Consider the following 25,018-nt stretch of genomic DNA (forward strand, 5'->3'; position numbering starts at 1 on the left):
CCCCTTCCCCCTCTTCGCTTGGTTTTCCGCGCCGCCCCACCCCCCCCCCCCCCACCCCCCCCCCCCCCCCCCCCCCCCCCTCCCCCCCCCCCCCCCCCCCCCCCCCCCCCCGACCCCGGGGTGCGGACTACGAGTACAGGTTGAGCTCGGCGATCGACCACCACGAGCTGGCCGAGCCGGTCTGGGTGATGCGCACGTAGCGGGCGGTCTGCGTGCCCAGCGGCACCGAGATCAGCGCCGCCGTGCCGGTTCCGGTGGCCACGTTGCGCCAGGTGGCGTTGTCGGTGGAGACGGCCACCGTGTAGCCGCGGGCGTAGTCGAGCGTGCTGCCGGCCGAGTCCATCGTGAGCCGGGCGAACGTGCGGGCGGCGCCGAGGTCGAGCGTCACCGTGTTGCCGTTGGTCATCGGCGTGCCGGAGCTCCAGCGGGTGGCGCTGTTGCCGTCGAGCATGCGGGCGGGGACGTCGGTCGCGCTGGTCGGTGCGGCGGCGGCGATCCATCCCGTACGGGATAGAGCCCCGCCCGTGGAGCCGCCCGGCGTGACGGCTCCGGTCAGCCGGATGTCGCGTGATCCGGCGCCGACCATGATCTGGTGTGCCCCGGACGCGGTGCGCCAGCCGCCGTCGTAGTACTGGAAACTGCGGGCGTCGAGCGTGATCGTGACCCGCTGGGTCTGGCCCGGGTTCAGCGTGACCTTGGTGAATCCGCGCAGGTTCCGCGGGGGCTCGCCGGTCGAGGCGGGCTGGCCGACATAGACCTGCGGCACCTCGGCGCCGGCGCGCGAGCCGGAGTTGGTGACGTCGAAGGAAACGGCGACATTGCCCGCGCCGTCGGGGGCGGCGACGGCCAGATTGGCGTACGCGAATGTGGTGTAGGAAAGGCCGAAGCCGAACGGGAAGAGCGGGGCCAGGCCCTGCCGGTCGTACCAGCGGTAGCCGACGTCGACGCCCTCGGAATACTGCACGGTGTTGTTCTGGCCCGGCCATTGCGCGGTGGTGCGGGCCGGCACGTCGGTGAGCGCGGCGGGGAAGCTGACCGGCAGTTTCCCGGACGGGTTGACGTCGCCGAAAAGCAGCGAGGCGATCGCGTTGCCGTATTCCTGACCGGGGTACCAGGCCTCGACGATGCCGCGCACGGAACCGGCCCACGGCATGGTCACGGCCGAGCCGCTGTTGACGACGACCACGGTGTTCGGATTGGCGGCGGCGACGTCGGTGACCAACTGGTTCTGGTCGGCGGGCAGGCTGATGTCGGCGAGGTCGGAGCCTTCCGATTCGAACTTGCTGACGAAGACCACGGCGATGTCGGCCGCGCGCGCCGCGTTCACGGCCGCGTCGTGGCCGCCGCCGCTCGGCAGCGTCCATTTCTGGTTCGCGGCGCCGGTGCACGTCCACACCTGAAGCGGGGTGCCGTTGGCCGAGCTCTGGCCGGTCGCGTCGAGGCACAGGCCCTGATTCACCAGCGTGCCATTGGTGGCGGTCCATTTCTGCCCGGCGCCGCCGTTGCAGTCGTACAGCTGCACTTTCGCGCCGGCGGCCGCACCCTGGGCCGTCATGCATTTGCCGAGCGCGCGGAAGGTGCCGTCCGCATTCTGGGTCCAGGTCTGCGCGTTGGTGCCGTTGCAGTCGTACAGCTGAATGGTGGTGTTGTTGGCGGGGTTGGCGGCCGCCACATCGATGCACTTGCCGCCGAGCCCGGTGATGCCGGCCGATGCCGTGCCCGGCGAATAGGTCACCGTGACGCCGGCGCCGGCCCGCTGGGTGATGCCCTGCAAGGGCGAGACGGTGTTGCTGGCATTGACGGCGGCGCTTCCCCCGCCCTGATACATGGGCGTGCCGATCACGGCGATGTTCTTCGCGGTGGCGGGGACGGGCAGCACGTTGCTTGCGTTCTTGAGCAGCACGCTTCCGGCCGCGGCGACCTGCCGGGCCACGCTCGTGTGCCCGGCCGAGGTGACGGTGGCGGACATCGAGCCGGTCTGGGTGCGATCGAACAAACCCCGCCGGAACATCGGAACCAGCACCCGGCGTACGTGATCATCGATGGTCGCCGGCGTGACCTGCCCCGCGTTGATCGCGTTGGTCAGCGCCGTCCCGTAGTAGTCGGCGCCCGGCATCTCCATGTCGAGGCCGTTGTTGGCCGAGGCCACGGTCGAGTGGGTGGCGCCCCAGTCCGAGGTGATGAAGCCGTCGAAGCCCCACTCGGACTTGAGGATCTGGTTCTGCAGCGGGCCGTTCTCGCAGCCGAACGCGCCGTTGATCGCCGAGTAGGAGCACATCACCGAGTCGGCGCTCTTCACCGAGGTCTCGAACGCGGGCAGGTAGATCTCGCGCTCGGCCCGGTCACTGACGATCGCGTTGTCGGCGAGCGTATTGCGGCGGGTCTCCTGGTTGTAGACGGCGTAGTGCTTGACCTGCGCCATCGGGCCCTGGCTCTGGACGCCCTGGATGTCGGCGGCGGCCATCTGACCGGCCAGGTAGGGGTCCTCGCCGAGCGACTCGAACGCCCGGCCCCAGCGCGGGTCGCGGACGATGTTGATGGTCGGCGCGAGGACCACGTTGGTGCCCTTGCCCCACTGCTCGGCGCCGAGGGTCTCGCCGTACTGCCGCATGAGCGCGGCGTCCCAGGAGGCCGCGCCGGCGACCGGGGCCGGCAGCTGGGTGACCCCGGTGGCGCCGTCGCCGACCCCGACCGGACCGTCCTGCAGGCGCAGGGCGGGAATGCCGAGACGGGTGTTGGCCGGGATGCAGCCGGCGTAGCCGCAACCGCCCCCGCCGTGCAGCATGGTCAGCTTCTCGGCCTGGGTCATGGCGGCGAGCAGGGCGTTGGCGCGGTCGGCGGGGGAGAGGGCCGTGTTCATCCACGGCTGGTCGGCGGCCAGGGCGGGGGTGGCGCTCACGGTCGCGGCGAGGACCGCGCTCACCGCTAACGCGGCGATAAAACCGATTTTTCGTGACACAGGGGACTCCGGGGGATCGGGGATGTCCTCAGCATCACCGGCGCTCATCCCATCGGGGAAGATGGATGCGGTTCCGGAACGGTTCCGGAACTCGCGCGGATCTCCACGCGGTGGGCCACGACAATCCTGCGGGCCGCGGGCGGGTCGGCCGAGCCGCCGATTCGATCGTCCAGGCAGGTGAGCGCCGCCTCGGCGATGGCCGCCTTGTCGGGCGCGACGGTGGTCAGGGGCGGATCGGCGTAGCGCCCGTCCTCGATGTCGTCGAAGCCGGCCACCGCCAGGTCGGCCGGCACCCGCAGGCCACGCTCCCGGGCCGCGTGCATCGCGCCCAGGGCCAGCTGGTCGCTGAAGCCGAACACGGCGTCGACCGGCGTGCCGGCGTCGAGCAGCCGGCGCATCGCCGCGGCGCCGTCGGACCGGTGCAGCCGCTCGACGGCGATCTCGAGCGCCGGATCGTGCGGCAGGCCGGCCGCGGCCAGCGCCTGCCGGTAGCCCTCGGCGCGCCGGGCCGCGGTGCCGTTGGCCAGGTGCGGTTGCAGGCCGACGGCGGCGATCCGGGTGCGGCCGGCCTCGATCAGGTGGCGGGTGAGGGCGGCGGCCGCGGCCACGTTGTCGATCGCGACATGGTCGAGCAGGCCGCCGGCGTCCTGCTCGCCCAGCAGCACCAGGGGAGCGCTGTCCGGGCGGCGGGTCAGGTCGGCCGGCGACAGGGCCCACGGGCTCATGATCAAACCGTCGACGGTCTGGCCGCGTACGCCATCGAGAAGCTCTCGTTCCCGCGCCGGATCGCCGCCGGTCTGCTGCACCAGCAGGGTCCACGCGTGTGCCTCGGCGCGGTCGGCGAGGTGACCGGCGAGCTCGCCGAAGTAGGGCGAGGCGATCTCGGGCACGACCAGCGCGACCAGGCCGGACCGCCCGCCGCGCAGGTGCCGGGCGGCCGCGTTCGGCCGGTACTGCAGCTCGTCGAGCACCCGCTGGACGCGCTCGCGGGTCTCCGGCGCGACCAGCGCGAAGCCGGACACCACGTTGGACACCGTGCGGACCGAGACGCCGGCGCGCTCGGCGACCTGCTTGAGATTGGCGCCCATCGGGTCATGCTAGCCGACTTGCAACGTTGCATGCCACGTTGCAACATGGATTGCATGACGACTTCGGAACGGGAAGCCCTCTACACCGACGGCATCACCGCCCTGCGCGGCGCCTTCAGCGTCGAGTGGGCCGACGCCATGCGGGAGGACATCGAGGCCGCGTTCGCCGAGGCCGTCGACCGTCCCGGCGGCGCCGTCGGCCGGGGACCGCGGCGGTACTACGTGGAGATCCATCCCGAGCAGCTGCGCGGCTTCGTCGATCTGGTGACGCACCCGTGGGTGACCGCCGTCTGCGCCGCGGTGCTGGGTCCGGCGTACGAAATCGTGGAACTTGGCTTTGACATCCCGTTCGCCGGCGCCGTCAACCAGCCGTGGCACCGCGACTTCCCGATGCCCGAGGCGACCCGGGCCGAGGGCCGCCTCGACTCGCTGGCCTTCAACCTGACCGGCGTCGACACCACCGACGACATGGGCCCGTTCGAGATCGCCCCGGGCACCCAGTTCGACGACGACCCGGCGTTCGGGCACGGCATGTTCCCGCCGAAGACGCACTACGAGCGCTACAACGAGCGGGCCGTGCGCAAGTACCCGCGGCGCGGCGACATCTCGGCCCGCTCGGCGCTGACCATCCACCGCGGCACCGCCAACCACTCCGAGCAGTCGCGGCCGGTGCTGGTGCTCGGCGTCGACGCGCCGGACGCCACCAACGGCGACAGGCACGACATGGCGGTCACCCGGCCCTACTGGGAGTCGCTTCCGGCGGCGGTACGGGATCACCTGCGCTGCCCGGTGGTGGACCGGCTCACCCCGATCACCCAGAAGCACACCATCGAGGGCCTGGTGATGGGCGAGGCCTGAGCCCGGCGCGGTTCGGCCGCTGGGTACGGTGTGGGACACGATGTCCTCTGGTCCCCAACGGCTCACCGGTTCCCGGATGATCCTCGCGCTCGCCCTGGTCTCGGCCGGGCCGCCGCTGGTCATCCACGACGGCTGGCGCGGCCTCCTCGTGGCGGTTCCGGCCGCCGGCTACGCGGTCTACCTCGTGCTGGGCAAGCGCCTGCCACGCCGGCGTCGCCGGGTCAGATCGGACAATTCCGACTCACGCGGTTAACCGGGTTTCCCGCGGGGTAGGAGCAGGCCAATCTCTGTTTCGGCCGGAGGAGCCCTGCATGGCCTGGATCGACGAACTGCGGGCGCGCCTCGATCAGGCGTCGCGGGACGAACGGACGCCGCCGTTCGTGGCCGACGCCGAACCGGTGGTCATGGTCGACGCATCCCCCAAGATCGACGACGGCATCCCGCGGGCGGTCCGGGTGGCCGGCGCCTGGTCGTGGCGGATCATCCTGTTCGTCGCCGCCGTCTACGTGCTGCTGCGGCTCGTCTCGCTGCTGCGGGTGGTCGTCATCCCGGTGGCGGTGGCCCTGCTGCTCGCGGCGCTCTTCCAGCCGGTCACGGCCTGGCTGCGCCGGCACGGCATGAACAAGTCGCTGGCCTCGGCACTGGTCGAGGTCGGCTCGCTGATCATCGTGTTCGGCGGTCTCGGCCTGATCATCAACACCTTCGTGGGGCAGCTCGACACGCTCAGCTCGCAGGTCGGCGACGGCCTCCAGGAGGTGCAGAACTGGCTCGCCAAGGGCCCGCTGCACATCTCCCAGCAGCAGCTGAGCGACGGCATCACCCAGCTGCGCGAGTCGGTGACCGGCAACCGGGCGGCGCTCACCAGCGGCGCGCTGAGCACGGCGACGACCGTGGGCGAGCTCGCCGCCGGGTTCTTCCTCACCCTGTTCACGCTGTTCTTCTTCCTGCGTGACGGCGCGCAGATCTGGCGCTTCCTGTGCCGGCTGCTGCCGCGGGACGCCCGGGTGCCCACCGCGCGGGCCGGTCACTACTCGTGGCACACGCTGGTGTCGTACGTGCATGCGACGGTTCTTGTCGCCTTCGTCGACGCGATCGGCATCGGGGCCGGGCTGTTCATCCTGCAGGTGCCGCTCGCCCTGCCACTGGCCGCGCTGGTCTTCCTGGGCGCGTTCATCCCGGTCGTCGGCGCGACCCTGACCGGGGCGGTGGCGGTGCTGGTCGCCCTGGTGACGGTCGGCTTCGTGAAGGCGCTGATCGTGCTCGGCGTCGTGATCGCCGTCCAGCAGCTGGAGGGCCACGTCCTCCAGCCCCTGATCATGGGCCGCGCGGTGGCGCTGCACCCGCTCGCGGTGATTTTGTCGATCGCCTCCGGCGTGGTGATCGCGGGCATCGTCGGCGGCCTGGTGGCGGTGCCGATCCTGGCGGTGCTGAACACGGCGATCCGCTACCTGGCCCACCACCCGGAGGGCGAGCCGACCCCGGACCGGGAGCCGCCGGGCACCAAGCCGGCCGAGGTGGACTCGCCGCTCGACGACGACAAGCCGCCACCGCCGCCCGACCCGACGCCGGCGCCGGCCTAGCCGCCTTTCGCTCCCGCGTGTCCCACAAATTGTCGGAGGTGGATGCTTGACGCCCGCCGGACCGCGTTGTTAGCTGCTGGGGAGAGCGCTCTCTTCACCCCATCCTCGTGACGCACCCGGCCGGTTCCCCGCCGGCCCGGTGTATCCCCGTCGCAAGGGAGAGCCATGCACAAACGACATCGGCGTGCCCTGATCACCGTCGCCGCCCTGGTCGCGGTGACCGCCGTCGCCGGCCCGGCCGAGGCCACGGTCGGTGCGCCCCCGGCCGGCTTCACGCTCACGTGGAGTGACGACTTCACCGGCGCGTCCGGCACCGGCGTGAACACCGGCACCTGGAAGTACGACACCGGGCCGGGCAGCAGCTTCGGCACCGGCGAGATCGAGACCATGACCAACAGCACCGCGAACGTCTTCCAGGACGGCGCCGGCCACCTGGTCCTGCGTGCGCTGCACAGCGGAACCAGTCCCCGTACGGGATGGACCTCCGGCCGCATCGAGACCCAAGCCGCCACGTTCGGCGCCGCGCCCGGTGGCGTGGTCCGGATGGAGTCCCGCATCCAGCAACCCAACGTGACCACGGCGAATGGCGCTGGGTATTGGCCGGCGTTCTGGATGCTCGGCGCGCCGCTGCGGTCCGGAGTCTCCTGGCCGACCAGCGGCGAGGTCGACATCCTCGAGGACATCAACGGGCGCAGCTCGGTGTTCGGCACCCTCCATTGCGGGACGAACCCGGGCGGACCGTGCAACGAGTCGACCGGGCTCGGCAGCGGCGAGCGCGCCTGCCCGGGCTGCCAGACCGGTTTCCACAACTACGCGGTGGAGATCGACCGGTCGAAGTCGCCCGAGGAGATTCGCTGGTATCTGGACGGCACCAACTACTTCACGCTGCCGGCCAACCGGGTCGACGCAACGACGTGGGCCAATGCGGTCGACCACCCGTTCTTCATCATCTATGACCTGGCCATGGGCGGCGGCTTCCCGGACGCGTTCGGCGGCGGCCCCAATGCCGCGACCGTTTCCGGCGCCCAGATGACGATCGACTGGGTCGCCGTCTACAACAAGGGGCCGTCGAGCGGCGGCGGCAATCTCGCGCAGGGCAAGGCGACCACCGCGTCGTCGACCGAGAACGCCGGCACGCCCGCTTCGGCAGCGACCGACGGCAATACCGGCACGCGCTGGTCGAGCGCCTTCAGCGACCCGCAATGGCTGCGGGTCGACCTCGGCGCCACGCACACCATCTCGAGGGTGAACCTGAACTGGGAGGCGGCTTACGCGCGGGCCTTCCAGATCCAGACGTCCACGAACGGCACGAGCTGGACGACCATCTATTCGACAACGGCGGGCACCGGCGGCAATCAGACGCTGAACGTGTCCGGCTCCGGGAGATACATCCGGATGTACGGGACGCAGCGCGCGACCCAATACGGCTACTCGCTGTGGGAATTCGGCGTCTTCGGCACCTGAGTTTTGTTGAGGTGGCCGCCTACGGGAACTCGACCGACTGGTTGTCTCCCGTGGGCGGTTGCCGGTGCAGGAGAGCCGCCGTCCCGTACTGAATGAGCGTGACCACCCGGCCGTGCGGCGAGTCCCAGTATTCCGCCGATTCGGCCCGCACCTTGATGAGCGTCAGATTCGGGGTGTCGAGCCCGTCCGGGAACCAGGCCTTGAGAAACGGATTCCAGAGGTCGGCCGCCTTGGCCCGGTCGTGGACGATCTCGGCGATCCCGCTGACCGACACCCAGGAGTTGTTCTTCTCGGTGCTGAACGCCACGTTGACCTGAGGATTGCCCCGGATCTGCCCCACCTTGGCGCTGTCCTCGAAGGCGAAGAACCACAGATCCCCGTCGAACTCCGCCTCCTGAAGCCCCATCGGCCGGCTGAGGTGCCGCCCGTCGGCGGTCATCGTGGTCAACATGCAGATCCGCCCGTCCCGGATAAGCCGGGTCACCTTGGCGCGCAGCTCGTCATCACTCATGACCTCGGTGTGCCCGCGAGGATCGCCCCCAACCATCGGCGAAGCGCGACCGCCGAGCCGCCGCTCCGGCGCCGGAACCGGCCGGGTCGGGAAGGCGACGTATTTCGAGCGCCGCACCGCTCACGTACGAGGCGACATCGAAGTTCTTCGTACGAGGAGATGCCGTGCGCACTCGTCATTCGTTCACCACCGTCATCGTCGCGAGCATCGCCGTCCTGGTGGGGATCCTCTTCATGCTGGTGATGGGGCGCGGGCCCGATGCCCACGCGGACGCTCCCGGGCCGTCCGTCGTCGAGCCCTCGGCGCCGAAACCGGGCCACAAAGCCGAGCCGAGCAGGAACCCCGGCCACAAAGCCGAGCCCGGCACGAAGACCAAGCCGAGCACCCGAACCAGCGCCCCCGGGCCGACCAAGAGCAGCGGCACGAAGACCGCCCCACCGCCGGCCGAAGGGCCCGCCGAACTCGGCCCCGGAACCGTCCCCGGCGACGCCACCTACCACGGCTCCGGCGACGGCCAGGTCTTCACCATCGTCTTCAGCTCACTCGAGTCGGGCACCGACATCGACCGCCCCGGCCGCAGCCAGAAGGCGGCCGTCCCGGTCACCGGCGACACCGCCGACAAGACCCTCATCCTGCACGTCAGCGGTTACGTCCTGACCCAGGGCGACGCCACCGCCAAGCTCACGCTCAAGGTCAACGGCAGCTCGTGGACGACCGACTTCGGCACGAACGCCGACCGCGAGGTGCTACGGAGCGTGGAGATCCCGTTGCGCGACGTCGATGAACTGAGCATCACCGTCAAGGTCGAAGTCCAGGCCACGGACGGCGCCGCCTACCTCAACGTGTTGGCGCTGGACGGCGAGCTAAGTCGATAGCTCCGAGGGATGGTGCTGGAAACAAAACCGGTGTTAACTCCCCATCCAAGATCGGACCTTGGCGATTTCTGTCAGGTCCGGTCTTTTCCTGAGGGGAGGCAGCCCTGGTGGGCAAAGACAGACTCAACAAGCGATTCACGGCTTTGGCCGGAATAGGCATTCTTGTGACGGCGATGGGCGTGGTCAGCGCCTCGTCGAGCGCCGTCGCGGCGCCCGGGGTCAAGCAGGCGTTCAAGCCGGTCCCGGCCGGATCGAAGATCACCAAGCTGCCGGCCGGCCTGACCAACAAGCCGGTGACCGTGATGGTGCAGCTCGGCGAGCAGCCGGTGGCGGCGGCCGACGCCGCGGCCGCGACGCCGCTGACCGACACCCAGAAGCGGCAGCGCACCGACAAGATCCGGCAACAGCAGGCGCCGGTCGAGAAGAAGGCCCGCCAGCTCGGCGGCACGGTGCTCGGCACGTACCAGCACGCCTACAACGGCATCAAGGTGCGCGTGAACGCCAAGGAGCTCGCGTCGCTCGCCGCCGCCCCGGGCGTGGTGAGCGTGCACCCGTTGCAGACCGTGAAGCCGGACAACACCAAGGGCGTGCCGATGATCGGCGCCCCGACCGTGTGGAACGCGCCGGACAAGTACCGCGGCGAGGGCATCAAGGTCGCCGTCATCGACACCGGCATCGACTACACGCACGCCGACTTCGGCGGGCCCGGCACCACCGCCGCCTACGAAGCCGCACACGCGAACGAGGCCGGAAACGCCGACCCCAAGCTGTTCGGCCCGAAGTCGGCCAAGGTCAAGGGCGGCGTCGACCTGGTCGGCGACAGCTACAACGCCGACCCGGCGAGCGCCGACTACCAGCCCGTCCCGCACCCCGACTCGAACCCGCTCGACTGCAACGGTCACGGCTCGCACGTGGGCGGCACGATCGGCGGCTTCGGCGTCCTCTCCAACGGCAAGACCTTCAAGGGTGCGTACGACAAGAGCACCGTCGCCGCCAACTCCTGGCTCGTGGGCCCGGGCGTCGCCCCCAAGGCCGACCTCTACGCCGTGCGGGTGTTCGGCTGCGAGGGCTCGACCGACATGACCGTGGACGCGATCGAGTGGGCCGTCGCCCACGACATGGACGTCATCAACATGTCGCTCGGCTCGCCGTTCGGCACCGCCGACGCCCCCGAGTCGGTCGCGGCCGACAACGCGGCCAAGGACGGCGTCATCGTCGTCGCTTCGGCCGGCAACTCGGGCGCCGCGCCGTACATCGTGGGCAGTCCCTCGACCGCGACCAGCACGATCAGCGTCGCCGCCAACGACCCCACCCCGTCGTTCCCGGGCGCGCACCTGTCGATCGGGCTCGACGCCGTCAACGCCAACGGCGCCGCCTTCGCCGACGGCACGTCGCTGCCGATCAAGGTGGTCGGCAACGGCGCCGGGGGCATCGCGCTCGGCTGCAGCTCCGCGGAGTTCCAGGCGGCCGGCGTGACCGGCAAGATCGCCGTGGTCGCCCGCGGCACCTGCGCCCGGGTCGCGAAGGCGATCTTCGGCCAGGCGGCCGGCGCCGCGGCGGTCCTCATGGTCAACTCCGACGGCTCGTACCCGCCGTTCGAGGGCGCGATCACCAGCAACCCGGACACCGGCGAGGCCGCGAACGTCACGATCCCGTTCCTGGGCGTGCCGAACACCGCGGCGGCGGCCCTGATCGCGGCCGACGGCCAGACCACGACGCTGACCAACAGCCCGCTGACCAACCCGAGCTACACCGCCACCGCGAGCTTCTCGTCCGGCGGCGCCCGGGTCGGGGACAGCTGGCTCAAGCCGGACGTCACCGCGCCCGGCGTCAGCATCTCCTCGGTCGGCGTGGGCACCGGCACCGGCGCGGCCGTGGAGTCCGGCACGTCGATGGCCGCGCCGCACACCGCCGGCGAGGCCGCCCTGGTCAAGCAGGCGCACAAGGACTGGCGGAAGGTCTCGTACTGGAAGGCGGCGATCGTCAACACCGCCAGCCCGGGCGGGGTGGCCGGTTACCGCACGCGGCTCGACGGCGCCGGCCTGATCCAGGCGCCGGGCGCGGTCGACACCCAGGTCATCGCCCTCGGTGACGCCGGGACGGCGACGCTCAACTACGGGTTCGCCGAGCTCGGCCGCGACTACGCCACGACGAAGACGATCAAGATCAAGAATCTCGGCCGTACGGCGCAGACGTTCTCGGTCGCGATCGGTCAGGCCGCGGGCAGCCCGCACAAGGCCAAGCTTTCCCGTACGCGGGTGACCGTGCCCGGCCGCGGCGAGACCACGGTGCCGGTGACCCTCGAGGTGCCGGCCGCGACCGCCGGGAACTCGGCGCAGTTCCAGGACGTGTCCGGCCTCGTGACCTTCACGCCGGTCGGCAAGAGCAACGGCGGCGTCGCGCTGCGGGTGCCGTACTACCTGGTTCCGCAGTCGGTGTCGAACATCGAGACCCGGGTCGACACCGGCGCGCTGCGCTGGAAGGGCTCGGCCACCGCGGTGACCAGCAACCGGCACGGCGTCGTCACCGGCACCGCGGACTGGTACGCCTGGGGCCTCTACGACGGACGCGACGCCGAGCCGGGCGCCGCGGACCTGCGGGCCGTCGGCGTGCAGAGCCTGCCCGCCGACAACGCGATCGCGTTCGCCGTCAACACCCACAACCGGTTGTCCAACGCCGCCCGCAACGAGTTCGACATCTACGTCGACGTGAACGGCGACGGCTCGGACGACTACGACGTCGTCGGCGTCGACTACGGCCTGCTCACCACCGGCGATCTCACCGGCGAGCTGGTCACGGCGGTCTTCGACATCCGCACCGGCGACGGCACGCTGGAGTTCTTCGCCGACGCCCCGACCGACAGCAGCACGCTGGTCATGCCGGTGCTGCTCTCCCAGTTGTGCGCCGAGGGCTCGCCGTGCCTGTCGGCGGACAGCCCCCGGATGACGTACCACGCCGAGAGCATCGGCACGATCGACGGCAACGACGACACGATCGACGGCAAGGCGTCGTTCAACCCGTTCACCCCGTCGCTGACGACCGGTGTCGCCGACGAGGTGGCTCCGAACGGGTACGCCACCGAGACGGTGAAGCTGGACAAGGCCGAGTTCGCCAAGACCCCGGCCCGCGGCTTCATGGTCATCAGCCACGACAACACCAGCCGGACCGAGGCGCAGCTGATCCCGGTCGGCTCGCACTGATCCGATAGTGAGGGCGGCCCGGGTCTCGTACGGGACCCGGGCCGTTCTCTGTGTTTGGTCGGCCTGCTGGGCAAGCCGATCGCCGAGGGCGGCGCGCCCTGCATCCCGACCGCCGGATACGGCAACCCGGCCGGCCCGTGGCGCTTCATCAGCGGGAAATCCCGACCGGGCTCTGAGCACGCACAAGCCGGTCGCGTCATGAGCCGCACCGCCTACGAGGGCATGTCCGTCGCCATGCCCGGGCCACCGACAACCCCGCCTGTTCGACGACAAAGTCCCCAAGAACTTCCGGCTCATCGTCGCCTGCCGCGCCCACGCGCGGCCTTCCTGCGCGGTCGCCTGGATCAACGCCGAGCCGCCGGCCGGAGCGATCGCCTGGGCATGCCGGGACAGGTGGAGTGTGCGCCGGAAGTCGCGCAGCAGCGCGAACCACCCGCCGATCACCAGCAGCCGCTGCTGCTGCGCGAGCGTCCTGCGGGCCTCGACGAGCGTGCCGACGTATTCCCGGTGACGCGCCGGGCGAGCTCGATCCCCTCCAACTCGGCCTCGGTGTCCTCGTCGGCAAGCGGCTGGAATGTGACCGCCGCCGCGCACCGGCGCCGGGTGCCCTGTCGAGGTTCGCCGCGAAACGCTCGGTCATCGGCCTTCCTCCGCTTGCGGTCAGAGGTGGCGGGCCGGGCCGCGAGACGCGAGCCACGTCCGAAACTACGCCGTGCCGGGCCGCCGAGGCCTCAGCGGATGCCGCCCATCAAACGCAGGATCGGCTTGCGGATCAGCCACAGCAAACCGCCCAGCACGATGGCGATCAACCCCAGGATGCCGAAGTACGCGACCTCGTGACTCTCGTCGTAATAGGTGGCCAGGGTGCCGGACATGGCCGTCCCCAACGCCACCGACAAGAAGAACAGGGCGACCATCTGGGTCTTGAACGCGGACGGCGCCAGCTTGGTCGACAGGGACAGGCCGACCGGGGACAGCAGCAGCTCGGCGATGGTGAAGACCAGGATGATGCCGGCCAGGCCGATCAGCGGGACGCTGTGCGGGCCGCTGCCGGCGAACGGCAGGAACAGCAAGAACGCGACGCCCATGACGGCGGTGCCGGCGGCGAACTTCACCGGCGTGGTCGGCTGGCGGTCGCCGAGGCGCTGCCACAGGGCGGCGAAGACGCCGGACAGGATGATGATCATTACGGGGTTGATGGACTGGACCCAGGAGACCGGCATCGTCCAGCCGAAGAGGTTGCGGTTCAGGCGCTCGTCCGAGTAGATCGTGACGACCGTGAACTGCTGCTGGTAGAGCGACCAGAAGGCGGCGCTCGCGATGAACATCGGGATGAAGGCGATCACCCGGCGGCGCTCGGTGGTGTCGATGCGGTGGCTGGACAGGATCACGGCGAAGTACGCCACCGCCACCACGATGCTGAGGATCACCACGATGGTGGAGAGGTGGGCGGCGGGCAGCAGGCCGGTGAGGGCGAACACCGCTACGAGTACGACCACAGCCGCCGCGAGGAGGGCGACCAGTGGGCGCCGGCGGCCGGGGAGCGGGTTGGCGATCTCCCGGGCGGCGGCCGGCAGGTTGCGGCGGGTCAGCGCGTACTGGATGAGGCCGATCGCCATGCCGACGGCCGCCGCCGCAAAGCCCCAGTGGAAGCCGAGGTCCTTCTGGAGCAGGCCGGTGAGCAGCGGGCCGAGCAGCGCGCCCAGGTTGATGCCGAGGTAGAAGAGCGAGAAGCCGGCGTCGCGGCGCGGGTCCTCGGCGGAGTAGAGGGTGCCGACGATCGTGGTGGCGGTCGCCTTGACACCGCCGCTGCCGAGCGCGATGAGGATCAGGCCGGTGGTCACGCCGCCGATGCCGGGGATGAACGCGAGGCCGAGGTGGCCGCACATGACCAGGACCGCGCTGCCGAACAGCACCCGCTCGGGGCCGAAGACCCGGTCGGCCAGCCAGGCGCCGACGACGGTGGCCAGGTAGACCGAGCCGCCGTACGCGCCGACGATGCTGGTCGCCGTGTCCTGGTCGATGCCGAGGCCGCCGCGGGAGGCCTCGTAGTACAGGTAGATCAGCAGGATGCCCTGCATGCCGTAGAACGAGAACCGTTCCCACAGCTCGACCCCGAACAGGTTGGCGAGCGGCCGCGGCTGCCCGAAGAAGGTCTTCTCGTGCTGCTGCTCGCTCACGGCCATGGATGTCGCATACCCGCGCCGCGCGCAAGCTACCCGAGGCGCCCGGTTTGATGACGTTCGAGCAGGGCTTCCAGGTGCTCGGCCGGCATCGGGCGCCCGAGCAGGTCGCCCTGGCCGAGGCGGCACCCGGCGGCGCGTACGGTCTCCAGGTCCTCGTCGGAGCCCAGGCCGTGGGCGATCACCTCGAGGCCCAGGCGGCGGCCGAGCGCCACGGTGACCTCGATGACCGCGTCGGCGGGGCAGCCGGAAAGGTCGATCTTCAGCTGGTCGATGGGCAGGATGCGCAGCCGGCTGAGCGAGGTCGGGCCCGCGCCGAAGTCGTCCAGCGCGGTGCGCATGCCCTCGGCGCGAAGACGGCCGAGGTGGGTGGCCAGGTCGGTGGGGGGCTGCCCATCCCGTACGTCCAGAAGGTCTTGCTCGGAGATCTCCAGTACCAGGGACGACGGGGGAAGCTGGTACAGCTCGACGGCGGTCTGCAGGCTCGCCTGGAAGGCGGCGTCGGCCAGCGCCCGGGGCCGGACGTTGATCGCCAGCCAGAGGGCGTCGCTCTGCCGCCGCCAGCCGGACAGCAGGCGGCAGGACTGGTGCAGCGTCCAGTGCGCGACGTGGCCGAGCAGACCCAGGTCCTCGGCCAGCGGCAGCAGCTCGGCGGCCGGCACCGGGCCCAGCGACGGGTGCCGCCAGGACGGCAGGGCCTCGACGCCGACCGGGCGCCGGCTCTCCAGCTCGACGATCGGCTGGTAGGACAGCTCGAGCTCGCCCCGGTCGACGGCGCCGGGCAGGTCCTGCTCCAGCGTGGAGCGACGCAGGAGGCGGGCCTCCATCTTCTCGTCGTACCACTCGACGGCGCCGGGCGGGCCCGAGCGCACCGACCGCACGGCCAGCACCGCACGGCGGATCGCCTCGTCCACGTCGGCCTCCGGCGCCAGGTCGGTGAGCCCGGCCCACGCCGACAGGTGCGCCACGGTGCCGGCCGCCTCGTACGGCGCCGTCAGCGTGGTCAGCAGCCGGCTCGCGAGCAGGTGGGCCCGCACCGCGCCGGAACGGGTGAGCACCGCGAGCCGCGTCTCGCCGACCCGGGCCGGCACGTCGGCGTCGGACACCCCGGTCCGCAGCCGCCGCGCGGCCTCGGCCAGCACCGCCTCGGCCACGTCCGCGCCGTGCACGTCGCCGACCGCGGTCAGGCCGCCCAGCTGGATCACGATCATCGCGCCGGCGTCGGGGGTCAGCTCGCCGGCCCGGCGCAGGCCCGGCCGGTTGGCCAGGCCGGTCTGCCGGTCGACGTGGGTGGCCTGGCGCAGCGCCCGCTCGAGGTCGCGCTCGTTGCTGACGTCGCGGACGTGCACCACCAGCGTCCGGCCGGGCTCGGCCGGGTCGCCGCCGCTGGTGGTCCACTCGGTCTCGCGCCAGTGGCCGAAGCCGTCGCGCAGTCGCACCGGCAGGCTGCCCGGGCCGGGCGGCGGGACGTCGGCCATCCGGTCGGTCAGGTACGCGTGCACGGCGTCGGCCTGGCTCGGATGGACCAGCGCGGTCGCGGTCCGGCCCAGCACGTCCTGATCGGAGAGCCCGAACTGGCGGGCCGCGGCCGGCGACTGCCAGCGCACCCCGAGGTCGGCGTCCAAGATCATCGCCACGTCGGCCGAGCCGAAGACCAGGCTGCGCAGCCGGTTGCCCTGGTCGGTGAGGTGGTCGGCGTGCCGGCGCAGGACGATCGCCGAGACCCACTCGCGGGCGGCCACGGCCAGGATCGCGGTCACGCCGAGGACGATCGACGCCGTGCCCATCCGCCCGCCGTTGATCAGGTGGTAGACGGCGACCAGCGCGGAGCCCAGCATCGGCAGCGTGAGCAGCGGGAACCCGGCCGACGGCTCGCTGCCGGCGGGCGGGATCGGCCGCGCGTCGGGCCGGATCCGGACCGCGCCGTGCCACATCATCACGGCCGCCGCGTTGATCGCGAGGGCGGCCGCGACCGAGCCGATCGCCGCGTTCGGCACCCACGGGAAGTCGTTGCCGATGACCAGCGCGGTCAGCCCGACCAGCGCCAGCGCCGCGCCGGGCGCGCACCACTGGAGGGCGGCCCGGTGCCGGACGGCGTGCACGCCGGCCACCGCGACGGTCGCCGCCGCCCCGCCGCCGAAGACGAGCGCCGTGATCGCGCCGCCGCGCCGCAGGTCGTCGTCGAACAGCAGCAGCCAGGGCGGGAAGATCAGGCAGGCGGTCACGCCGAGCGTGTCGAGCCCGAACCGCAGCCGGCCCAGCGCGTCACGGCGCTGGTGCGGGCGCAGCACCGCGGGCAGGGAGAAGCCGGCCACGAAGAACAGGCTGACCAGCGGGATCTCGGCCGGCAGCGGCACGCCGGCGACGGTCGCTCCGGGCGCCGCGAGCACGGCGACGCCGCTGGCCGCGCCGGCCAGGGCGGTGATCATGAGGCCGCCGGCCAGTGCCAGGGCACGCGAGCGCGGCCCGGCCGGCCGGGCGCGGGCCATCGCCACGGCGACCACGCCCGAGCAGGCGGCGATCAGGCCGGCCGCGGCCGCGGCCGGGAGCAGGGCAAGCGCGGCGACCAGCGCGGCCGTGGCGGCGGTCGCGATCGCCATCCGGCGGACTGCCATCGGTGTCATCCAGGGGTACGGCGGAGGGGTGGGGGTACCCCGTTAACGAGCGAGCCGTTCCCGGGGTTACGCGGTGGGCAGGTCGATCCTTCTTCCGGTGGCCGCGGCGAGCCGGACGGCCTCGATCACCTCGGCCTGCTCGATCGCGTCGGCCCGGCCGAACGGCGGCTCGGCGCCGGTGGCGATCGCGTGCGAGGCGGCCTCGATCTCGATCCGGTACGCGTCGTTCTCGTCGGGATCGGGCGGAGCGGCCGACAGCCGGTTGACCGTCCCCTCCCGCTCGACCTCGACGATGCCGTACCGGCACAGCCACGGGTCGCGGACCGTGATCCGCCCGCCGGTGCCGATCAGCTCGAGCTCGTCGCGGCGGGGGAAGTCGAGCGCCACGTCGAACTGGGCCAGCACGTCGCCGGGCAGCGCCAGCGTGGCGGCCAGGCGCAGGTCGACGCCGCCCGCGCCGGCGGTGGTGTCGACAACCTGCTCGGCCGAGGCCCGCAGCGGCCGCCCGCCGAACAACCGGATCGCGCTGATGCAGTAGCAGCCGAGATCGAGCACGGCGCCGCCGCCCATCGCGCCGGTGCGGCGGATGTCGCCGGGCGGCACGTCGACGGTGAGCGCGGCCCGGATCAGCGCGAGCTCGCCGATCGCGCCGTCGGCCAGCAGCGACCGGGCGAGCCGGGTCTGCGGGTGGTGCCGCCACATCAGGCCCTCGAGGCAGAGCCGGCCGGCCGCCTCGGCCGCGTCGAAGCAGGCGGCCGCGTCGGCGGCGGTGAGCGCGAACGGCTTCTCGCACAGCACGTGCTTGCCGGCCCGGAGCGCCCGGATGGTCCACTCGGTGTGCAGGGCGACCGGCAGCGGGAGGTAGACGGCGTCGACCTCGTCGTCGGTGAGCAGCTCGTCGTACGAGCCGTAGCTGCGCGGGATGCCCAGCTCGGCCGCGTAGCCGGCGGCCTTGTCGGCGTCGCGCCCGGCGACGGCGACGAATTCCGCCGTGGCCGAGTCCTGGATCGCGTCCGCGACCACGCGGCCGATCGAGGCGGTCGAGACCATGCCCCAGCGGACGGTCATGCGGTCAGGCCGCGAGCAGCATCGTCTGGCCGTAGTTCGGCGGCGAGGCGTGCGGGGACCGGGCCACCTCGAGCCGGGCGCCGCCGAGCCGGATGACCGGAGCGCGGTAGCCGGTGAGCTCGAGCCGGACCTCGGCCAGCAGATCGGCCAGGTCGAGGCGGAGCGAGTCGCAGACCGCGGCCAGGATCTCGGAGCTGGGCTCCTTGCGGCCGCGCTCGACCTCGGACAAATAGGGCACCGAGACGCAAGCGTCCCGTGCCACCTCGGCGAGCGTGCGGCGCTGCTCCTGCCGGCGGCGGCGCAGCACCTCCCCGACCACCGTGCGAAGCAGTGGCCGGGGGCGCTGTCGGTCGGCCCCGGGGAACTCCATGAGATCACCGTACCGACGCGACGGGATCCGCAGTAGCCGCCGGGGTTACGCCCGGAGCGTAGAAGGCGGGATGTTCTGGTTGAGCCGGAACAGGTTGGCCGGGTCGTAGCGGTCCTTGATCGAGACCAGGCGCTCGTACGTGTCCTTGGGGTACGACGCCTGCACGCGGTCGGCGCCACCCTCGCCGGTGAAGTTCACGTACGCGGGGGAGTCGGGGCCGAGCACGTCGGTCGCGGCGCGGGCCCAGGCGACGACCGGCGGGTAGCCGTCGGCGTCGGTGGAGCGGGCCACGATGTTCAGGATGTACTCCTGGTCGCGGGTGCCGAAGGCGGTGGCGTCGGCCGGGACCCGGCCCATCGCGCCGCCGAGGTGGTGGACGTGGATCTCGGTGAGCGGGTTCGGCACCCCGTTGAACTCGCGGACCAGGCCGCTCGTCGCCTCGTCGAGGTCGGAGAAGAACGCCGACCGGAAGTAGTTCCACAGGCCCCGCGGGTAGAGCGGATCGAGCAGGCCCTGCATCGCGGTGTACGGCATCGGGCCGAACAGGTCGGCCACCACCGGCGCCAGCTCGCGCAGCGGCCGGGTGGCGGCGTCGCCGTCCTCGGCCCGGCCCGACCACATGGCGCCGACGCCCACGATCGGCTTGCCGTGGATCTCCGCGGGCAGGAACGGCGCCGGGGGAGCGGTCGTCATGTTGACCAGCGCGGTCAGCTCGTCCGGCGCGTTCGCGGTGACCGTACGGAATCCGCGCAGCACCCGCTCGGCGTGCTCACCGGCGTAGAACACCAGCCCGGAGAACACGGTCGGGCCCACCTCGTACAGGCGGAACTCGAGCGAGGTGACCACCCCGAAGTTGCCGCCGCCGCCGCGCAGCGCCCACAGCAGGTCGGCGTGCTCGTCCTCGCTGACGTGCAGGTACTGGCCGTCGGCGGTGACGATGTCGGCGGCGATGAGGCTGTCGGCGGTCAGGCCGCAGCGGCGGACCAGCCAGCCGATGCCGCCGCCGAGCGCGAACCCGGAGATGCCGGTGGTCGAGACGAGACCGCCGGTGACCGCCAGCCCGAACGCCTGCGTCTCGGTGTCGACGTCGCTCCACAGGCAGCCGGCCTGGGCGACGACCGTGCGCTTGCCGGGGTCGACCCGGATGCCCTTCATCGGGCCGAGGTCGAGCACGATGCCGTCGTCCACGGTCGAGAAGCCCGGGATGCTGTGGCCGCCGCCCCGGACCGCTAGCGGCAGGCCCTCACTGCGCGCGAACTCGACGGTCTTGAGTACGTCGGACACCCCGTGACAGCGGACGATCAGGGCCGGCCTCTTGTCGTGGGCGGCGTTCCAGATGGACCGGGCCTCGTCGTAGCCCGCGTCGCCGGGACGGATCAGGTCGCCCCGCAGGGCCTGCGCCAGCTCACCGAGCGTGGCTTCGCCAATGTTGTTCATGCGACCGACGCTAGGAGGGCGGCCTTCGCAGTCACTTAGCGCCGCTTAACAGCCGCTCAGCGCGGGGCAGCCCGATCCGGCAGCCGAGCCGGCGGAACAGGTCGCGGGCGTCGCGGGCCCCGGACGGGTCGCCGGCCAGCTCGGCCGCCAGCAGCCGGGTCCACGCCTCGAGCCGGAGGAAGCCCTGCGGCGCGAACCGGGTCACCGCCTGCTCGACCAGGGCGCGGGCCCGGTCGCGCTCGCCCGCGTAGAGCTCGACGATCGCGAGGTTGAGCAGGCTGCCGCCGACCCCCGGCCCGTCGTCGACGGCCTCGCCGCGGTCGAGGGCGAGCCGGACGGTCCGGCGGCCCTCGGCGACGTCGCCGGCGGCCGCCGCGAGCAGGCCGAGGCCGGCCAGGCTCAGGTTCTCGGCCCGCCGGTCGCCGAGCTGCTCGCGCAGCCGCAGCGCCTCGTGCAGGTGCTTGCCGGCGGCGTCGAACCGGCGGGCGTCCCGCTCGACGCAGCCGAGGTGGTTGAGCGCGTGGGCCAGCCCGGCGGCGTCGTCGATGCGGGCGAACGCCTCGACCGAGCGGCCCACCGCGTCGAGCGCGCCGGTGAGATCTCCGGTGAGCCGGTGGGCATAACCCATGGCGGAGAGGGCGTACGCGTGACCCTGCACCGCCCCCACCCGCCGGCCGAGCAGCCACGACTCCTCGAAGACCGGAACCGTGGCGCCGCCGACCGGCACCAGCGGGATGCACATCGACACGACCGGCAGGAACGGCGCCGCGACCGGGTCGACCTCGCCCAGCGCGGCCAGGCAGGTGGCGGTCCGCAGCCGGGCCGCCTCGGCGTCCTCGCGGAACAGCGCCGCCTGCGCCGCCAGCCAGTGCGCGGTGGCCGTCAGCGCCGGATCGGGCGGCGTCGCGGCCGTCGCGATCCGTTCCACCTCGTCGAGGCCGGCCACCCCGAGCAGCAGCAGGCCGCGCATGAGCCGGGCCCGGGCCACGTCGACCGGGGCGCCGGACCGCTCGGCGTCGGCCACCCCGGCGTCGCCGAGCCCGCGCAGCCGCTCGCCGGTGCCGCGCCGGCCGTGCAGGACGGCCAGCGCGAACAGGGCGCGGGCCCGCAGCGGCGACGGCGCGGGCGCCACCTCGAGGACGCGTTCGAGCCGGTCGGCGCCCTCGACGAAGTGGCCGCGGGCCAGCCAGTAGCGCCACAGGCTGACGGCGAGCAGCAGCGCCCGGTCGGGGTCGTGGCGCTGCGCCCAGGCGAGGGCGGCACGCAGGTTGTCGTGGTCGATGTCGAGCAGCTGCGGCCGTTCCAGCACGATGCCGGGCGCCCGGTCGGGGTCGCTGTCGACGGCGAGCCGGGTGAAATACCGGCAGTGCGCGGCCTCGAACTCCTCCGCCTCCCCGGCCGCGACCAGCCGCTCCCGGGCGAGCTGCCGGATCGTCTCGAGCAGCCGGTAGCGGGAGCGGTCGCCGGCCCGCTCGATCTGCACGAGCGACTTGTCGACGAGCCGGCCGAGGCAGTCGAGCACGTCCGCCCGGTCGAGGTCGGCGCCGGCCGGATCGGCGCCGGCTGGATCGGCGCCGGCTGGATCGGCGCCGGCCGGGTCGGCGTCCGGCGGGTGCGACGCGCAGACCGATTCGGCGGCGGCGAGCGGGAAGCTGCCGGCGAAGACGGCGAGCCGGCGCAGCAGGATCTGCTCGTCGGCGGCCAGCAGCGCGTGACTCCACTCGAGGGCGGCCCGCAGCGTGGCGTGCCGGGTGAGCTCGCCGCGCCGGCCGAGCAGCGACAGCGCGCCGGTCAGCCGCTCGGCGATCTCGGCACTCTCCAGGTGGGACATGCGCGCGGCGGCGAGCTCCAGCGCCAGCGGGATGCCGTCGAGGCGGCGGCAGATCTCGATCACGTACGCCGCGTTGGCGTCATCGAGCGCGAAGCCGGGCCGCACGTCCCGGGCCCGGTCGAGGAACAGCCGCACCGAGGGCAGCGCCGCCAGCCGGTCCGGGTCGTCGCGGTCCTCGGCGCCCGGCACCTCCAGCGACGGCACCCGGAACGTCACCTCGCCCGGCACCCGCAGCGGCTCCCGGCTGGTGGCCAGCAGCGTCACCGCCGGGCAGCCCCGCCGCACGGCCGCGGCCAGCGCCGCGCAGGTGGACAGCAGGTGCTCGCAGTTGTCCAGGATCAGCAGCAGCGACCGGGCCGCGAGCCGCCCGACCAGCGTCTTCACCGGGTCGGCCCCGGCCGCCGGGTCGAGGCCGACGGCGGCGCCGACCGTGTCCGCGACCAGCCGCGGGTCGCTGACCCCGGCCAGGTCGGCGAACCAGACCCCGTCCGGGTAGTCGCTGATCAACCGCCGCGCCGCCTCCTCGGCCAGCCGGGTCTTGCCGGCCCCGCCGACCCCGGTCAGCGTGACCAGCCCGCCCGGCGCGAGCAGCCGGTGCACCTCGGCGATCTCCCGGTCCCGCCCGACGAAGCTGGTCAGCGGCGAGCCGAGGTTGTGCCCGGGCGTGGTCGCCGGCGTCTGCTCGGCCAGCAGCTCGCGGTACAGCCGGCGGCTCTCCGGGTCGGGGTCGGTGCCGTAGTCGGCGAGCAGGTCGTCGCGCAGCCGCTCGTAGCGGGCGAGGGCCTCGGACCGGCGGCCGGCCGCGGCGAGCCGGCGGACCAGCGCGCGGACCGCCCGCTCGTGCCGGGGGTCGATGGCGAGCGCCCGCTGCGCGGCCGCGACCGCTTCCGCCTCGCCGGCCCCCTCGGCCAGGTCGACCAGCAGCTCGCAGAGGGTGGCCCGCAGCGCCTCCCGCCGCGGGATCGCCCACTCCTCGAACCGGTCCTCGGGCAGCAGGTCGCCGGTGTAGGCGGCGATCGCGGCCCGCAGGCCGGCGAGGTCGCGGGCGGCGGCGGCGAGCCGTTCGAAGTCGCGCACGTCGACGCCGGCGTCGCGCAGCACGACGATGTCGTCCTGCAGCCGCAGCAGGTCGTCGTCGCCGAGCGCCCGCCGGGCCACGTGCATCGCCTGGTGCAGGTTGTTCACGGCCGAGGCCGGATCCCGATCGGGCCACAGCAGGTGCAGCAGCTCGTCCCGGTGCATCCGCCCGCCCGGCGCCAGGGCCAGGAGCTTCACCAGCGTGCGGGCCTTGCGCAGGCGCCACTCGCGGGCCTGGACGGCCGTACCGTCCCGGTCCACCGCGAAGCCGCCGAGCAACCGGACCCGCACATCGGTACGTTAGCCGCCGTCCTCAACCGCGCAGGTGCACTGTGGCCTCGATCTCGACCGGAATGCCGAACGGGAGGGCGGCCTGGCCCACCGCGCTGCGGGCGTGCGCGCCCACCTCGTCGCCGAAGAGCTCGAGGATCAGGTCGGAGAAGCCGTTGACGACCTCGGGCAGGCGGTCGAACGCCGGCGCCACGTTGACCATGCCGAAGACGCGGCCCCACGCGGCGACGCGGTCGAGGTCGCCCAGCTCGCGGGTCAGGCTCGCGAGGATGGCCAGGCCGGTGCGGCGGGCCGACGCGTACGCCTGCTCGAGGGTGACCTCGGCGCCCACCTTGCCCAGCGGCGGCGCGAGCGTGCCGTCGGCGGCGAGCGGACCGTGCCCGGCGACGTAGGCCACCGTCCCCACGACGCGCACCTGCCGGAACGGCAGCCGGACCCCGCCCGGCGCCGACACCGGGGCCGGCAGCACCAGCCCGAGCTCCGCGATCCGATCCCCGATCACGCTCATCCCGTTCTCCCCCGCTCGTCCCGCCGCCGAATCCAGACCGGTCGCCGACAGTTCGGATCCGGCCGCCTCCGGCGACCGTAGCGTGGCCGTCATGGAGCGATTACTGGAGGGGCAGAGCCTCAAGCCCGGTGATGAGCTGCGCTCCGCGAACGGGCGGGTGCGGCTCGTCCTGCAGACCGACGGCAACCTCGTGCTCTACCGCACCGACGACGGCGTGGCGCTGTGGGCCTCGAACACGGCGGGGCGGCCGGTGGCGTACGGGATCATGCAGGGTGACGGAAACCTGGTGGCCTACTCGGCCGATGATCGTCCCTTCTGGGCGTCGGGCACGCACGGGCACCCGGGCGCCGAGGCCGTCCTGCAGGACGACGGCAACCTGGTGATCTACGGTCCGGGCAACGTCGCGCTCTGGGCGACCCACACGGTGCAGTGGTTCGGTCCGCGCTTCGTCCCGGGCTTCCGGCCCTCGGAGAACGCGCCGCTGTTCGGCAACGGGCCCTGGCCTCCGGGCACCCGCCTGGAGATCTCCGTGCTCGGCCTGCCGAAGATCAAGCTGGACGCCACCAAGATGGGGCTGTGCGGCGGCATGTCGTTCCTGACCCGGGACATCTTCGAGAGCGGCACCCCGCAGCTGCGCGACCGCGACCCGAGCCGGATCCCGCGGCCGGTGGCGCAGCACATCCTCGACCGGCTGCTCGACAGCTTCGGCGGCGCCCCGATCGTGAAGCGCTGGCTCGCGGTGACCGCCGAGAACGACCCCAAGCTGCGGAGCCGGACGATGGCCGAGCTGCCGGGCATCCTCGGCGACATCGACGCCGGCAAGCTGTGCCCGGTCGGCGTGGTCATGACCGAGTCGATCAAGCCGTGGGCGGTCTTCGAGAACCACGTCGAGCTGATCTGGGGCTACGAACGCCACGGCGCGATCCTGACCCTGCACACGTACGACTGCAACCGCCCCGGCCGCGACGACGTGGTGATCGACGTGGGCGCCGCCGCGTTCCGCACCACCGGCACCGCCAACGACGAGGCCCCCGGCACGGTCCGCGGCTTCTTCCGGCTGCCCTACGAGCACCACGACCCGTCGCCCGCCTATCCCCGGTAGG

Annotated in this window: 17 protein-coding genes; 7 read left to right on the forward strand and 10 right to left on the reverse strand. The window is 72.6% G+C overall.

All coding sequences use genetic code 11. The features are described 5' to 3' along the window. Window positions 1–127 precede the first annotated feature (127 nt). Both ACZ6TB_RS31370 and ACZ6TB_RS31375 read right to left on the reverse strand, forming a co-directional pair. Window positions 128–2,923: a glycoside hydrolase family 3 C-terminal domain-containing protein gene (locus ACZ6TB_RS31370; protein ID WP_465560207.1), complete on the reverse strand. Its 2,796-nt coding sequence runs from the start codon at window positions 2,921–2,923 to the stop codon at window positions 128–130. An 80-nt stretch (window positions 2,924–3,003) separates the two neighbouring features. Continuing rightward, window positions 3,004–4,047, reverse strand: coding sequence for a LacI family DNA-binding transcriptional regulator (locus ACZ6TB_RS31375; RefSeq protein ID WP_465560209.1), 1,044 nt, complete (start codon window positions 4,045–4,047; stop codon window positions 3,004–3,006). Between the two features lie 54 nt (window positions 4,048–4,101). On the opposite strand from ACZ6TB_RS31375, the gene ACZ6TB_RS31380 reads away from it, so the two are divergent. The 4 genes from ACZ6TB_RS31380 (at window position 4,102) to ACZ6TB_RS31395 (ending at window position 7,949) form a co-directional block, all read left to right on the forward strand. Next, on the forward strand, window positions 4,102–4,905 hold the full coding sequence (locus ACZ6TB_RS31380; RefSeq protein WP_465560212.1) for a phytanoyl-CoA dioxygenase family protein: 804 nt from the start codon (window positions 4,102–4,104) through the stop codon (window positions 4,903–4,905). A gap of 40 nt (window positions 4,906–4,945) precedes the next feature. After that, window positions 4,946–5,158 carry a hypothetical protein gene (locus ACZ6TB_RS31385; protein WP_465560214.1) on the forward strand — a complete coding sequence of 71 codons (213 nt, stop codon included), beginning with the start codon at window positions 4,946–4,948 and terminating at the stop codon, window positions 5,156–5,158. A gap of 58 nt (window positions 5,159–5,216) precedes the next feature. Beyond that, the gene (locus tag ACZ6TB_RS31390) at window positions 5,217–6,485 is read left to right on the forward strand and encodes an AI-2E family transporter (protein ID WP_465560216.1); all 1,269 of its coding nucleotides are present in this window, start codon (window positions 5,217–5,219) and stop codon (window positions 6,483–6,485) included. 165 nt (window positions 6,486–6,650) lie between these two features. Next, a complete protein-coding gene (locus ACZ6TB_RS31395) occupies window positions 6,651–7,949 on the forward strand; it encodes a discoidin domain-containing protein (RefSeq protein ID WP_465560219.1) in 1,299 nt (432 codons plus the stop codon). Between the two features lie 19 nt (window positions 7,950–7,968). Here the strand turns inward: ACZ6TB_RS31395 and ACZ6TB_RS31400 are convergent, their stop codons facing one another. Further along, window positions 7,969–8,460, reverse strand: coding sequence for a pyridoxamine 5'-phosphate oxidase family protein (locus ACZ6TB_RS31400; RefSeq protein WP_465560222.1), 492 nt, complete (start codon window positions 8,458–8,460; stop codon window positions 7,969–7,971). Window positions 8,461–8,624: 164 nt separating this feature from the next. On the opposite strand from ACZ6TB_RS31400, the gene ACZ6TB_RS31405 reads away from it, so the two are divergent. Both ACZ6TB_RS31405 and ACZ6TB_RS31410 read left to right on the forward strand, forming a co-directional pair. After that, window positions 8,625–9,335, forward strand: a complete 711-nt coding sequence (locus ACZ6TB_RS31405; RefSeq protein WP_465560224.1) for a hypothetical protein — start codon at window positions 8,625–8,627, stop codon at window positions 9,333–9,335. Window positions 9,336–9,442: 107 nt separating this feature from the next. Next, window positions 9,443–12,535: a S8 family serine peptidase gene (locus ACZ6TB_RS31410; RefSeq protein ID WP_465560227.1), complete on the forward strand. Its 3,093-nt coding sequence runs from the start codon at window positions 9,443–9,445 to the stop codon at window positions 12,533–12,535. A 731-nt stretch (window positions 12,536–13,266) separates the two neighbouring features. Here the strand turns inward: ACZ6TB_RS31410 and ACZ6TB_RS31415 are convergent. From ACZ6TB_RS31415 to ACZ6TB_RS31445, 7 genes are all read right to left on the reverse strand, one after another. Then, the gene (locus ACZ6TB_RS31415) at window positions 13,267–14,721 is read right to left on the reverse strand and encodes a peptide MFS transporter (protein ID WP_465560230.1); all 1,455 of its coding nucleotides are present in this window, start codon (window positions 14,719–14,721) and stop codon (window positions 13,267–13,269) included. 29 nt (window positions 14,722–14,750) lie between these two features. Further along, window positions 14,751–17,333: an EAL domain-containing protein gene (locus ACZ6TB_RS31420; protein ID WP_465560233.1), complete on the reverse strand. Its 2,583-nt coding sequence runs from the start codon at window positions 17,331–17,333 to the stop codon at window positions 14,751–14,753. 66 nt (window positions 17,334–17,399) lie between these two features. Further along, a complete protein-coding gene (locus ACZ6TB_RS31425) occupies window positions 17,400–18,401 on the reverse strand; it encodes a Gfo/Idh/MocA family protein (protein WP_465560236.1) in 1,002 nt (333 codons plus the stop codon). A gap of 4 nt (window positions 18,402–18,405) precedes the next feature. Next, window positions 18,406–18,771 (reverse strand): helix-turn-helix domain-containing protein, encoded by a 366-nt coding sequence (locus ACZ6TB_RS31430; protein WP_465560239.1) that lies wholly within the window; start codon window positions 18,769–18,771, stop codon window positions 18,406–18,408. A gap of 45 nt (window positions 18,772–18,816) precedes the next feature. Further along, on the reverse strand, window positions 18,817–20,208 hold the full coding sequence (locus ACZ6TB_RS31435; protein WP_465560241.1) for an FAD-binding oxidoreductase: 1,392 nt from the start codon (window positions 20,206–20,208) through the stop codon (window positions 18,817–18,819). Between the two features lie 31 nt (window positions 20,209–20,239). Continuing rightward, the gene (locus ACZ6TB_RS31440; RefSeq protein ID WP_465560244.1) at window positions 20,240–23,407 is read right to left on the reverse strand and encodes a BTAD domain-containing putative transcriptional regulator; all 3,168 of its coding nucleotides are present in this window, start codon (window positions 23,405–23,407) and stop codon (window positions 20,240–20,242) included. 22 nt (window positions 23,408–23,429) lie between these two features. Further along, window positions 23,430–23,915, reverse strand: coding sequence for a RidA family protein (locus ACZ6TB_RS31445; RefSeq protein ID WP_465560247.1), 486 nt, complete (start codon window positions 23,913–23,915; stop codon window positions 23,430–23,432). A gap of 91 nt (window positions 23,916–24,006) precedes the next feature. Here ACZ6TB_RS31445 and ACZ6TB_RS31450 point away from each other — a divergent pair, with 91 nt between their 5' ends. Beyond that, the gene (locus ACZ6TB_RS31450; RefSeq protein WP_465560250.1) at window positions 24,007–25,017 is read left to right on the forward strand and encodes a hypothetical protein; all 1,011 of its coding nucleotides are present in this window, start codon (window positions 24,007–24,009) and stop codon (window positions 25,015–25,017) included. Window position 25,018 lies beyond the last annotated feature (1 nt).

Source organism: Actinoplanes sp. NPDC051537 (assembly GCF_055586105.1).